Here is a 12,913-nt window from a genome sequence, read left to right as displayed (position 1 = left end):
GCGCGCTGCGTCCTCGCGCGTGCCCAGCCAAGCAAATTCTACGATGGCACACGCGAGGACGACGTGCGCCAGCAGAGGTCACCCAGATCATTACAAAAACATTATTATCAATAGCTTGGCGTACTTGTCTGTCTAAAACAAAGTTGCGGTTTACGGTTTTGTCATTATGCCCAATCACATACACTTGATTTGGGAAATCAAGCCATAGCGGAGAAACTTACCACTATTGTCAGATGTTAAGCCTGAAGAGTTGCTAAATGCCTCTCACCCTTATTTCAAAAACCCTCTTTTTGTTTTTAGCAAACGAGCCTCTTCGCTGGTCAAAGTCTCTCCTTTGAAGTTTTTGATAGTTGAAAAAAGTTCTTTTATTTGCCCACTTTTCCACTTACCCAAATCGCTTTGTTTGCCTAACAGTTTACCCTCATAAGAAAATTCAATGATAAATGTCAAACGTCCACTACGCCCACCCCCAACGGTTTTTAGTGCTACATCCAGGCTTTCAAGGTTCAACTGATGGTCAAATTTTTCATTTTTGCGGTATACCTCCAGGCTTACAATATGATCATTGGTAATGCGAATGCCCTTTAAAAAGTAAAATACCCTTTTCCTGATTCTATATAAAAACAGCACCGAAGAAAGCAGTATACCACTCAAGGCAAACAGTAATAAGTAAATAGAGTTTAACCTGTAGCTAAAAGAAATGAATACGGCTAACACAATGCCCTGAATAATAAGCAAAAGGCGGGTAGCCTTTATTATTCTTTTTTTGAATGGCACATAGGCCATTTCTTGTTGGTATTTGTAACTAGTTTCTGTCATTATCTTGTGAATAGGTTTACTACTCAAAGTATGCAAAAAAAGCTGATAAGTATGGATACTTAACCGTTTTTTTGTGAAAAAACACTTATTATGAGGTAGTTTTGGCTAATACGCATTATAAGTCAATGGCTTGGTCATAATTGTACTTAAAACCAGGCAACCCTTGACTATACACCAGATTGTCTTTCATATCAAAAACCTCCTTTGAGGTAAATCGCTTACCAGAGGTTAAAATAAGACTCCAACAACTCACCCTCTCTCTTTTGTAAATGCTGTGACCAAAAGAAAGCGAAAAGAAGCTCTCCCATCTTCTTGTCTGGTAATCATCAAAAATACAATGAAAGATCAATAACTTGATTGTTTTGCAGGAGAGCCTTATCATTATCAGGGTATTTTTACTAATTAATAGGCAAAAGAGTAAGAGTAATAATGTGAAGTTGCCGATTTTACAATCAAGGAGGAACGGCAACCTGTTTTTGTTTTTTAAAGGATCATTCTTTTCAAATTAGGTATGTCAGATTTCAAAACAACTACATCACTTTCCTGTTTTTTCAAGGTTCTGATAAGTTGAATAGCCTCAGGGATAGCATCACTAATAATGGTAATAAAAGCACCTTTCTTGGCTTCTTTAATAGATTTGCTAATTGCATCCATCTCATCAGGTACCACACTGACAACCCTCGAAGCATCGATACTATGAATGCCTTCGATTAATAAATTCAGAATTTCCTTGGACGTTCTGCCTCTCAAGTCAGCATCTTGCCTAATAATAATTTCGTCAAATACTTTTGCACTTACTTTTCCTAATTCAATGATGTCTTCGTCTCTTCTATCGCCAGTGCCCGCAATAACGCCTATTTTAGGAGACTCCTCTATTTTTTCAAGAAACTTGCCTATAGCTTCCATGCCTGAGGGGTTATGAGCATAATCTAACAACACCTGAAATTCATTGAACTGAAACAAATTCATCCTTCCTGGTGTTTGTGCTGGCGAAGGGGTAAATGTTTGTAAAGCCAGGCGAATGTCTTCGAGCTGTACATTCCTCAGAAAAGCAGCCAATGCAGCAGGCAATACGTTTTGAATCATAAAGATGGCTTTGCCAGAAAAAGTAAGCGGAATATTCAATACTTTTTCAACCCGAATCTTCCATCCCCCTTTATTAATAGTAATGTATCCATTTTCATAAATTGCGGCAATCCCTCCAGCCTTGCAATGATCGTATACTCGTTGGTTGTCTTCGTTCAGACTAAACAAGGCAATTTTGGAACTGATATTCTCGATCATTGCAAAAATAAGGTCATCATCGGCGTTTAAAATAGCATAACCTTCAGGATACACATTTTCAGCCACCACAGCTTTTACCTTCGCCATTTGTTCTACCGTTTGAATTCCTTTTAGCCCCAAATGATCGGAAGTGATATTAGTAACAATGCCAATATCGCAGCTACTAAACCCAAGTCCTTCTCTCAAAATACCTCCTCTGGCTATTTCTAAAACAGCTAAATTAACGGTAGGATCACTTAGTACAAATTTAGCACTTTTCGGTCCTGTACAGTCGCCCACTTGCAGCAACCTGTTTTGCACATATATTCCATCAGAGGTAGTGTAGCCTACTCGAAAACCCGCACTTTTCATCAGGTGTGCTATTAACCTGGTAGTAGTGGTTTTTCCATTTGTTCCAGTAACCGCTATAATAGGGATGCTTACCTGTTGCCCTGGCGGGTACAGCATATCTATCACAGGTTCGGCTACATTTCTGGCTAAGCCTATAGTAGGATCAAGGTGCATTCTAAACCCTGGTGCAGCATTTACTTCTAATACCGAACCGCCCGTTTCGATGACAGAATGTTCGAGATCGCTTGCCATTATATCAATGCCACAAATATCTAATCCAATAATTCTTGAGATGCGTTCTGCCATAAACAGGTTGTAAGGATGTACTGTATCTGTTATATCAGTGGCTGTTCCTCCAGTGCTTAGGTTGGCAGTGGTTTTCAAAAAAAGTACTTCTTCACTGGGGAGTATCGATTGTAGCGTTAATTTTTTTGTAGTGAGAATATATTGTGTCATTTCATCCACCATAATTTCTGTCAACATCTTCTCGTGCCCAAAACCCCTTCTGGGGTCTGCATTTACCTGATCAATCAATTCTTGAATGGTATTTTTTCCATTGCCTACTACATGGGCAGGGGTACGCTTTGCGGCAGCTACTACCCGATGGTTGATTACTAAAAGCCTAAAATCATGCCCTTGAACAAATTGCTCTACTATTATTCTTTCTGAATGCTCTTTAGCCAATTTAAAAGCAGCCAATGCCTCCGCTTTATTTTTAATATTGGTAGTGGCTCCCCTTCCATGGTTTCCATCAACGGGTTTGACCACACAAGGGTAACCAATACTCTCTAGTTCGTCAAGCAGCTCTTCTTCTGTAACAGAAATACCCCCGTTAGGCACAGGCACTCCTGCTCTTTTCAGCAAATACTTTGTATCTTCCTTATTACCTGCCAGGTCTACACCTATGGCGCTTGTTTGGCTGGTAATGGTTGCCATGATACGTTTTTGATTGACACCATAGCCTAGCTGCACCAACGAGTCGCTGTTTAAACGCATAAAGGGAATCCCTCTTTTACTGGCTTCTTCTACTATAGATTGAGTGCTTGGGCCCAATTTATCTTCTTCTCTGATTTCTTTTAAGGTGTGAATATCCACCTCTAGTTGGTAGGCTTTTCCTGCAATAAGCGATTTTACGATTCTTATTGCGGCCTTTGCTGCATAAATCCCCGCGTTTTCCTGAGTATAGCTAAACACCACATTGTACTCTCCTATTTTGCCAGTTCCTCTTGTTCTGCCAAATCCACAGTCCATTCCTGCCAGTGTCTGTATTTCCAATGCAATATGTTCAGCAATATGCCCCATCCAGGTGCCTGTTTTTACTCTTTCAAAAAAACCACCCTCATGCCCTTCCGAACAATGGTGTTCGTATAGAGAAGGCAGCATTTTTTCCAATCGTTCCGAAAACCCCTCGACTTTATCGGAGGGCAACTTTTCCATTTCCTCTAAATCAAGCTTCATTACAATGAGTTTCTCTTTTCTATTAGACCAGTAATTGGGGCCTCTAAGTACTTTAATGTCTACGATTTTCATCTAAATAAATTTAGGATTGGTCAAAGCAGGATATATTTCCTGCTTTTGTTATTTGTGGCTTTTAGAAAAAGAATAAATCAGACTTGAAGGATTAGGCAATAACAAATGCTAACTTTGATTCCTTTGAAAAGAGCTTATCCAAAGTTAACTTATTTAAACTAATGTTGAGTGTAAAAACACCAAAAGGAATATTAATTGCCATAGGTGGTGCGGTTGATAAAGGAACTGGACCAGATGATGATGATGATAACCCTGAAGATTTAGCAGATAAATTCCTTGAAGAGGGAATATTAAAGCGGTTATTAGAAGAGCTTGTTGGTAAGACAAACCGCATAGAAATCATTACAAGTGCATCGTTAATCCCAGAAGTAACAGGACAACATTACATAGATGCGTTCAAGAAGCTTGGAAACGATAATGTAGGGATGATTCATATCAAAAAAAGAGAAGATACGCTTATGCCTGACTACTTTGAGCGAATTCAAGAAGCCGAAGGAGTGTTGTTTACCGGGGGAAACCAGCTCAGGTTGACCACCATTTTTGGGGGAACAAAGTTACTGAGTACAATGGCAACCAGGTATCAAAATGAACATTTTATCATTGCAGGAACAAGTGCTGGTGCCATGGTAATGTCTTCCACTATGATATTTGGTGGGAGCAGCACAGAAGCATTGCTAAAAGGTGAAGTAAAATTATCGAGAGGATTTGGGTTCATTCATGAGGTTACTTTTGATACTCACTTTATCAAAAGAGGGCGATTTGGAAGACTTTGTCAGACCATCGCCAGCAATCCTGTGGGCATTGGTATTGGTTTGGGTGAAGATACTGGGCTATTGATTACCAATGGAAACCACATGGAAGCCATTGGCTCAGGTTTGATAATGATTGTTGAAGGTCATGATATTAAGTATACAAACATTGCAGGCATTGAAGATGGAGAACCCATTACAATTGAAAACTTAATAGTTCATGTACTTTCCAAAGGGCATAATTATCTTCTGTCGGAAAGGCGCATGGTTTAAAAATGAGGTGAAGCGGCAATTGCACAATAACTGTCTCTTCTCTTTTTGTTCATCATTTGTAGATGTCTACTTTTGGTGAATGATTTTTGCTCACAACCCCTCTGTACATTCCTTTGGTATTAAAAGCCATAGTATAACTTCCTTTTTGGTCAAGGGCAATCAAACCTCCTTCACCTTTTTGTTGTTTCAATTTTTCATGAATTACATATTCAGCGGCTTCTTGAATAGTCGTTTGTTTATACTCCATTAAGGCCGAAATATCATAAGCCACCACATTTTTAATAAAATATTCGCCATGACCTGTGCAAGATACCGCACAGGTTTTATTATGAGCATAAGTGCCCGCCCCAATAATGGGAGTATCTCCCACTCTGCCAAATTGTTTATTGGTCATGCCTCCTGTAGAAGTAGCTGCAGCCAGGTTTCTATGCGTGTCCAATGCTACTGCACCCACTGTTCCAAACTTCTTGCCCTCATTTTCAATATTTCCTTCTTGATAGGCACTCTCTCCGCTATGGTCTAGTATTACTTCGTTATGTAACTGCGCCATTTTTAATTGTTGAAAACGATCTTCATCATAAAAATAAGAGGGGTTAGCCAACTCACACCCTTGTTGTTTCGCAAACCTTTCTGCACCTTCACCTATCAAAATAATATGATTAGAGTGCTGCATTACCTGAAGAGCCACCGAAATAGGATTTTTAATTTGAGTAACACCCGCCACTGCTCCCGCATCAAGTGTGTTGCCATCCATAACAGATGCATCCATTTCATTTTTACCTTCGTGAGTAAAAACAGCACCTCTTCCTGCATTAAACAAAGGCGAATCCTCCATTACTTTTATAGCAGCTTCCACAGCATTGGTTGCTTTTCCTGCATTTTTAAGTACATTTTCGCCAGCAAGCAACGCCATTTTTAAAGTTTCTAAATATGCGGCTTCCTTGGTAGCAGTCATATTCTCTTTGATAATAGTTCCTACCCCTCCATGTATGAGCAATACATAGTTGTTTTTGTTTGACTCCATGATGTTTTCTTGTAAATGTAATACTATTTGCCGCCTGCTATGCCAAAAGCCTCAGGTATTATTATGCAATTTGTTCAATGGCTTGGTGGTAGCCTGCGGTAATAGAAGCGTATAAAATCCATTTATTTTCAGTTTTTGTGGCAACATCATTAGACAGGGTATACCCAATGGCTAACCACCAGTTAGGACTATACTTAACGCTGCCACATACTACAGTGAGGAAGTTTTTAAGGCACAAAAGAAAGGGAATAACAGGCGTGCAATAATGGTAAAGGGTAGGCGAGGAGCGTTTTTAAAATTTTCCGGCGTAAGCGTGCCAAATGTCTTTTTTAACAAACCATATTTTTGCCTCATCTACCGATTCAAAAAAACGAATGGCATAAGGGGCGGCGGTTTGTTCTTCCAGGGTTTGTTCTATCGACATTTTTAAAACATTGTCTTCGGGCGGTATAATTGCCAGTTTTTTGGTGCCTGTTTCTACCATTTTATCCAATACCTGTGCCTTGACAAAAGGCTGTAAATCGGCTGATATGATAAATTGGGATTCCTGAAAATCAGCCATCACAAAAGCAGGCTTATACTTTTGTATGTAGTCGCGGTGGCGCCTGGTTTCTGTTTGATACATTTCAGGGCTGAGGTATTTGTTGGCTTGTTTCCAGCGATAGCTATAGATAGTTTGTTCCTGATTGATAAATACGAGAGAAGTTTGTACGTATTCATTTTCAAAAAGCTTTTTATTCATAGTGTAATAGTATAGTTCGTTCAAACAATTTAGTAATATAAACCAAAAAAACTAAGGAATAGTGCAAAAATAAGTTTTAGTGTCTATAGTACTGGTTTTAGCTAAACATTTGTTTTAGACCCTGCCAAAGTTGAATCTTTTTTTGTTTGTCTTCAGCAATTTCATTCAATGGATCAGCCATTATATACTGATGTTCTTTGAGGGGCATTACCTGGTATTTTTCTGCATTGAGCAAGTGTCCATAAGAAGATAAATCTACTCCAAAACTAATCACTTTTTCGGACGGAAAAATCAACTGTGGAGGGGCTGTAGGATCAAAGTTTTCGACATTAATTACCTTGGCTTTTAACAACGACAGTTTGACTGATTGCAATATTTTGGCAAGCAACTCACGTTGAGCCTCATCTATATATACTGTAGTGTTATCTGCCAATACAATGGCTACTTCATAAGTACGTTGTTCTTCAATAAAATAGGTGTTGTTTTGATATAACTCAGGAAAAACAACGGCATGAGGGTATTCCATAAGGCATTAATTTTATCGCTTGATTCTAATTTTATAATACGGTGTTTAAAATAAATGTTTGCCTTTCGGCATTTTTAAGCTTTGTTGAGCGTCTAAGGAATGGTGAGAAATTAAATTACCATTCTTGAGGTAGAAGTTTTGTTTTGAGACGAGGCTATTTTTTGCGCCCATAGCAGCGCTATGGGCAATAAAAATAACGAAGTATCAAGGCGAAAGATCACCTCTCAGAGTGTAAATTTATTTTTGAACAATTCCTAAGGTCTGTTTGGTTTAGGGAGTATTTTGTTCTTTGCGGGGTTTTTAGAAAAAAAGAGAGAGGCGCGTGGCCTCTCTCATAGTAAATTAAAAATGTGATTGGTGTATGGTATAGACTATAAGCCTCTCATATCACCTTCTTTACGGTCTTGGCGGGGAGGCATAGTGCCAAACACAATGTCCCAGAGAGGACTTGATACCCCAAAAGCTTTGTCTGGGTATTTGTAGTGGTGCAAACTGTGGTGTTTCCACAAATATTTTAATGGACGTGGAGCTTTGTATTTGTGGGTACTATAATGTACAAACACGTAACACAAATAACCAATGAGCATACCAGGAAGGAATGCATAAGTATATCCTTTTAAAATAAAGATTTGGCTCAGATACAATACCCCAATAATTAACCAACCTGCCCAGGGAGGCATAAACAAACGTTCCTCGTCGCGTGGGTGGTCGTGGTGGTATCCGTGCATAATATAGTGCATGCGTTTTACAAATGCCGATTCGTTGATCCAATGAAACACATAACGGTGCATCATATATTCAAAAAATGTCCAGAATATTACTCCGCCAAAAAATACCATAATTCCATTGGCGATTCCTAAACGTTCACTGTGATAAGCAAAGTAAACATAAATTAAGAAGAAAACAGGAGGTAAATAACCACCAAGAGTAAGAGCTGGTGAGGTACGGCTGAGTGCTTCTAAAATAGGGTTTTTGAAGATTCTGCCTTTCTGTACTCCTTTTTTGTGACTCATAACAAGTAATTAAAATTAAGTTATATGAACAGTAATTAAACTGAGGTATTTTTCATCAAAAAAAATGTGCGACAAAGGTAGATAAACCTTTTTGCCTGACAAAAATACATGTTTTAATTTTTTTTGGGCAATCTTGCCAAACAATTCTGTACACTTTTGTGGTTGGGCAATTGCTGCAAAGCACAAGCTATAGTTGCCTAAACACAACCCTAAGACGTAAAATACCCTGGGTGGGCTACATTTGCCAAATAACAACAACCCAAATTGTCCTTGCTTTGTTTGATTACTGGGTTTGATTGAGGTTTTTTCTTGTCATTTATCTTCTCTTTGCCCGGTTCTTATGGGCGATCTATTAAAAAAACATTTTTTTTTGTCAGATTTTATTCAAAAGTACCTGAATATTATTAGTTTAGATGCATAAATCTAAAAATGTCCCAAAATGTTGAATATGATTGATATAAAGTTGTTTATGTACTTCAAACAAATAAGCAAACTAGTATTTGTGTGGTGGTTGGCAGGGAGCCTTACTCAAGTAAATGCCCAGTGTGATTGTGGCAGGATAGACCAGCTTGAAAAACTTTTGCGTAACGAAACCAGCACCCGCAAACGCATTGATGTGTTCAACGAATTGTCTGCCCAGTACTTTGCCACCAAACAAAAAGTAGACATTCCCAAAGCGAGAAAGTATGCCAACGAAGCGTTGAACAAGGCGCGGGAGAGCAATTATAAAAAAGGGAAAGCTGCTGCCTTGTTTAACAAAGCCAATGTAAACTATGACGTGAGCAGGGGCGAAGGAGCCGACTTTAATACCACGGTGAGTTTGTATGACCAAGCCCGCGCCCTGTATGAAGAAATAGGCGATAAACAAGGGCTTGCCAGGGTATACGAGGGTTTGGGCAATTTTTATTATGCCAATGCATACCTTACCTCTAGCAATAATACCAACACCCGAAAAGCCGTAGAGTACTTGGAAAAAGCAGAGTTGATACGTGAAGAACTACTGAAAAAAAGTAACTTATCGGAGGAGCAAAAAGAGTATGAACGAAACCAAATAGGAACTACCCTGAGCAAACTCTCGGAGATATATAGCGATGGTTTGGGTGAAGATGACAAAGCCCTTGAGTTTCACGAACGGGCTAACCAAATTTTGGGCGAAAACGACGACAATATTCAGGCACAACTGGGTAATATTTATCGTAAAAGAGCTGAAGAGAAAAACCGCAAGCAAAACCAAACCTTAATGATTGTGTTAATTGGGGTGGCTTTATTGCTGTTATTGGCGGTAGGATTGGTAGTGAATATTGGCAGAACCCAAAAGAAAAACCGGTTGTTGGGTGAACAAAGAGCCAAACTTGCCCGCACCAACAAAATGATTGAAGAGAAGAACGAGTTGATTGAGGCAAAAAACCAACAGATGGAGTCACACAACCAAGAACTTGCCGAGCTCAACAAAAAAATGAATCGGGTAAACAAAGAGGTGGAACTGACCAACTTTGAGTTGAATGAAAAAAATGAAGAAATTAAACAAACTGCTGAAGCCCTCAAACAACAGTCGGATGCACTGGAAAACCAAAAGCTAAAACTGGAAAAAGCCTACGAAACCATTACGCTGTTAAGTCAGGTGGGGCAAGACCTGACTGCGTCGCTCGACTTTGAAAAAACATTGAATACTTTGCAAAGCAGGGTAAAAGAAATGATGCCAGTAGATGGGTTTACGGTGTCTATTTTGGATACCCAAAGCAACGAGCTACATGTGAGGTTTGCGGCTGAGTTTGGCGATCGAAAACCTACATCTTCTATGTCTATGGACGATACCCACCACCCGGCGGTTTGGTGTGTAAAAAACAACCATCAAATCATAATCAATCAAAGAGAAGACCTGCACTCCCAATCGTTTTATGATACCTCGCTGCACGAGTCGTTTAACTCTATGATGTATTATCCCATGTTGCACGAAGACAAAGTGATAGGGGCGGTAAGTGTACAAAGCCGATTGATTGCTGCCTACACTCCTTACTATGCCGATATTTTCAAAACTTTGGTGTTGTATGCATCTATTGCCATTAGCAATGCCGAAAACTACAGAACTTTAAACGGAGCACTCAACAATTTGAAAACTACTCAAGACCAGCTGGTAGAAGCCGAAAAAATGGCCTCGTTGGGTAACCTGGTAGCTGGAGTGGCGCATGAAATAAACACCCCGGTGGGCATAGGGGTAACTGCTGCCTCAAGGCTTGATTCCAAAACCAAGGAGTTTTCGGAAGTATATAAAAGTGGCAAAATGAAACGTACCGACCTGGAGAAGTTTTTACAAACCAACCAGGAAGGCACTAAAATTATACTGAACAATCTCGACCGGGCTGCCAAGTTGGTACAAGGCTTTAAGCAAGTGGCGGTAGGACAATCAAACGAAGAAAAACAAAAGTTTAACTTAAAGGTATACCTGGAGGATACCTTGATTGCCCTGCAACCAAAGCTCAAAAATAAGCCTTATACCTTAGATGTGGACATTGATGACCTAACCATTGAGAGCTACTCTGGTGCTTATTCTCAGATTGTAACCAACCTGGTGATGAACTCTATCATTCACGGGTTTAAGGACAGAGAAGAAGGTAAAATATCGCTGAGTGTAAAGGCCAATGGCGACCGCGTAAAAATGGTATACAGTGATGATGGCAACGGTATTGCCCCTGAGATTATAGACAAGGTTTTTGACCCTTTCGTAACTACCAACCGCGAAGGTGGAGGTACTGGTTTGGGTATGAATATATTGTATAACATAGTGGTGCAACAACTCAAAGGAAAAGTAGAGTTTAAAACAGCTGTAAACGAAGGGGTTACATTTGTGTTCGACTTGCCAATGAATGTATAACTATTGTTGGGTAAGGTCTTGGAACGCAAAGCTTTTAGCTTGGGCTTTGCGGTGAAAAATGCAGCCACCCGGAAAAAAAAGCCGAAAGTTTTAAGTAGCCATATTAATTACTAGTTTTGCCGAGCAAACACTTCCAAAACTTTAGCCATAATGAACGATAACGACGAATTACTTTTTGCCAACGACGGAGATAATTTATTTGCCGATGAGGATGATAATGGGGGAGGTTTATTTGCTGAAGAAGATGGCAACGAAAGTTCCGACTCTAGCAGTACCGATACCTGGAAGGTGATGATTGTGGACGACGAAGAGGAGATTCACACGGTTACCCGATTTGCCCTGAGCGATTATAAATACAAAGGCAAACATCTTGAGTTTATAGATGCTTATACTGGACGAGAAGCACAGGAAAAACTAGCCCAACACGACGACATAGCCGTGATGTTGCTGGATGTAGTAATGGAGAGCCATGATGCCGGATTGCAAACCGTAAAGCATGTACGCGAAAAGCTCGACAACCACTTTGTACGCATTATTTTGCGTACCGGACAACCGGGGCAGGCTCCCGAAGAAAGTGTGATTACTGATTACGATATCAACGATTATAAAAATAAAACTGAGCTTACCGACAAAAGGCTTTTTACTACTATTACTACCGGGTTGCGCTCTTATGCCGACATTATGGCTATAGAACACTATCGCCAAAACCTGGAGAAAATGGTAGAAGAGCGTACCAAAACCATTCAGGAACAAACCGAAGAGCTTGAAATGAAAAATTTCAAGATCATTGGCAGCATCAATGCCGCCCGGCGTATTCAGTCGGCCATGTTGCCTCAGGTAAACCGCATTAAAAAAGCATTGCCTGAGATGTTTATACTGTTTCGCCCCCGCGACATAGTAAGTGGTGACTTTTATTGGTTTTCAGAAACCGCCGGACGTTTGTTTATTGCAGCCATTGACTGCACCGGGCACGGAGTTCCAGGAGCCTTTATGTCTATGTTGGGCGATGCCTTGCTCAACCAGATTGTAAACATTGATGAGATTACCTCGCCCGATCGTATTCTCAACCGACTGCACAGAGGGGTACGCAAAGCACTCAAGCAAGACCTGACCGAAAACCGGGATGGAATGGACATGGCTTTTTGTATGTATGATAAGCAAGCGGGTATTTTAGAGTTTTCCGGAGCCAAAAACCCCTTGTTGTATGTACAAAACGGCGAAATGCACAAAGTAAAAGGAGATAAAATGCCTATAGGTGGAGTACGCAACCCCGACGAAGAACGAACATTTACCCGTCAGGTAGTAAAGGTAGACCAACCTACTACTTGTTATATGTTTTCAGATGGGTACGCCGATCAGTTTGGAGGGCCAGACAACCGCAAGTTTATGTCTAAAAAACTGCGCAACTTATTGCTCGAAAACCATCAAAAACCCTTCGAAGAGCAACAAAGAATCTTAGAGCAAAGACTCGACGAATGGCAAGGTGATTACCGCCAAATGGACGATATTTTGGTGATGGGCTTTAAGGTGGGGTATTAGCACAAGCTCTTATTTGAAAATATATTTCCCTGTGTTGTAACCTGGTGGTTATAATACAGGGAATTTTTTTCGTCTGTACTTCATCACTTTTCAACTTTTTGAAACCGTACACTTTTTTATAGCAGATAAGTCTTGATTTTTTTGATAGTTTTACAGCATAACAATAGCTGCTAATCTGCTGAGTTATAGAATAAAACCTGGTTTCGTTTTCC

General features: G+C 40.0%; 9 protein-coding genes. 3 read left to right on the top strand and 6 right to left on the bottom strand.

What is annotated here, in order from left to right; genetic code table 11:
• Positions 1-270 precede the first annotated feature (270 nt).
• Positions 271-819: a hypothetical protein gene (locus Q0954_RS20900; RefSeq protein ID WP_299459903.1), complete on the bottom strand. Its 549-nt coding sequence runs from the start codon at positions 817-819 to the stop codon at positions 271-273.
• A 483-nt stretch (positions 820-1,302) separates the two neighbouring features.
• Positions 1,303-3,963 carry a cyanophycin synthetase gene (cphA, locus tag Q0954_RS20895; protein WP_299459901.1) on the bottom strand — a complete coding sequence of 887 codons (2,661 nt, stop codon included), beginning with the start codon at positions 3,961-3,963 and terminating at the stop codon, positions 1,303-1,305.
• Between the two features lie 161 nt (positions 3,964-4,124).
• On the opposite strand from cphA, the gene Q0954_RS20890 reads away from it, so the two are divergent.
• Positions 4,125-4,985, top strand: a complete 861-nt coding sequence (locus tag Q0954_RS20890) for a cyanophycinase (RefSeq protein ID WP_299459899.1) — start codon at positions 4,125-4,127, stop codon at positions 4,983-4,985.
• A 52-nt stretch (positions 4,986-5,037) separates the two neighbouring features.
• Here Q0954_RS20890 and Q0954_RS20885 read toward each other — a convergent pair whose 3' ends face one another.
• From Q0954_RS20885 to Q0954_RS20870, 4 genes are all read right to left on the bottom strand, one after another.
• Positions 5,038-6,009: an isoaspartyl peptidase/L-asparaginase family protein gene (locus tag Q0954_RS20885; protein ID WP_299459897.1), complete on the bottom strand. Its 972-nt coding sequence runs from the start codon at positions 6,007-6,009 to the stop codon at positions 5,038-5,040.
• 292 nt (positions 6,010-6,301) lie between these two features.
• Complete coding sequence (locus Q0954_RS20880) at positions 6,302-6,751, bottom strand: hypothetical protein (RefSeq protein ID WP_299459894.1); 450 nt, start codon at positions 6,749-6,751, stop codon at positions 6,302-6,304.
• Positions 6,752-6,848: 97 nt separating this feature from the next.
• Positions 6,849-7,277, bottom strand: coding sequence for a hypothetical protein (locus tag Q0954_RS20875; protein ID WP_299459891.1), 429 nt, complete (start codon positions 7,275-7,277; stop codon positions 6,849-6,851).
• Between the two features lie 371 nt (positions 7,278-7,648).
• Positions 7,649-8,290, bottom strand: a complete 642-nt coding sequence (locus Q0954_RS20870; protein WP_299459888.1) for a sterol desaturase family protein — start codon at positions 8,288-8,290, stop codon at positions 7,649-7,651.
• A gap of 448 nt (positions 8,291-8,738) precedes the next feature.
• Between Q0954_RS20870 and Q0954_RS20865 the strand changes: the two genes are divergently transcribed.
• Positions 8,739-11,162: an ATP-binding protein gene (locus Q0954_RS20865; RefSeq protein ID WP_299459885.1), complete on the top strand. Its 2,424-nt coding sequence runs from the start codon at positions 8,739-8,741 to the stop codon at positions 11,160-11,162.
• Positions 11,163-11,312: 150 nt separating this feature from the next.
• Positions 11,313-12,701, top strand: a complete 1,389-nt coding sequence (locus Q0954_RS20860; RefSeq protein ID WP_299459883.1) for a SpoIIE family protein phosphatase — start codon at positions 11,313-11,315, stop codon at positions 12,699-12,701.
• The last annotated feature ends 212 nt before the right edge of the window (positions 12,702-12,913 follow it).

This window comes from uncultured Microscilla sp. (assembly GCF_947493425.1).
Classification (GTDB): domain Bacteria; phylum Bacteroidota; class Bacteroidia; order Cytophagales; family Microscillaceae; genus Microscilla.
Note: the sequence above shows the minus strand (reverse complement) of the source record. Positions and strands in the feature narration are given on the sequence as shown.

Bases quoted from the DNA above. Each gene is read 5' to 3' on its own strand.
- Q0954_RS20900 (WP_299459903.1), bottom strand. From the start codon at position 819: ATGACAGAAACTAGTTACAAATACCAACAAGAAATGGCCTATGTGCCA.
- cphA (WP_299459901.1), bottom strand. From the start codon at position 3,963: ATGAAAATCGTAGACATTAAAGTACTTAGAGGCCCCAATTACTGGTCT.
- Q0954_RS20890 (WP_299459899.1), top strand. From the start codon at position 4,125: ATGTTGAGTGTAAAAACACCAAAAGGAATATTAATTGCCATAGGTGGT.
- Q0954_RS20885 (WP_299459897.1), bottom strand. From the start codon at position 6,009: ATGGAGTCAAACAAAAACAACTATGTATTGCTCATACATGGAGGGGTA.
- Q0954_RS20880 (WP_299459894.1), bottom strand. From the start codon at position 6,751: ATGAATAAAAAGCTTTTTGAAAATGAATACGTACAAACTTCTCTCGTA.
- Q0954_RS20875 (WP_299459891.1), bottom strand. From the start codon at position 7,277: ATGGAATACCCTCATGCCGTTGTTTTTCCTGAGTTATATCAAAACAAC.
- Q0954_RS20870 (WP_299459888.1), bottom strand. From the start codon at position 8,290: ATGAGTCACAAAAAAGGAGTACAGAAAGGCAGAATCTTCAAAAACCCT.
- Q0954_RS20865 (WP_299459885.1), top strand. From the start codon at position 8,739: ATGATTGATATAAAGTTGTTTATGTACTTCAAACAAATAAGCAAACTA.
- Q0954_RS20860 (WP_299459883.1), top strand. From the start codon at position 11,313: ATGAACGATAACGACGAATTACTTTTTGCCAACGACGGAGATAATTTA.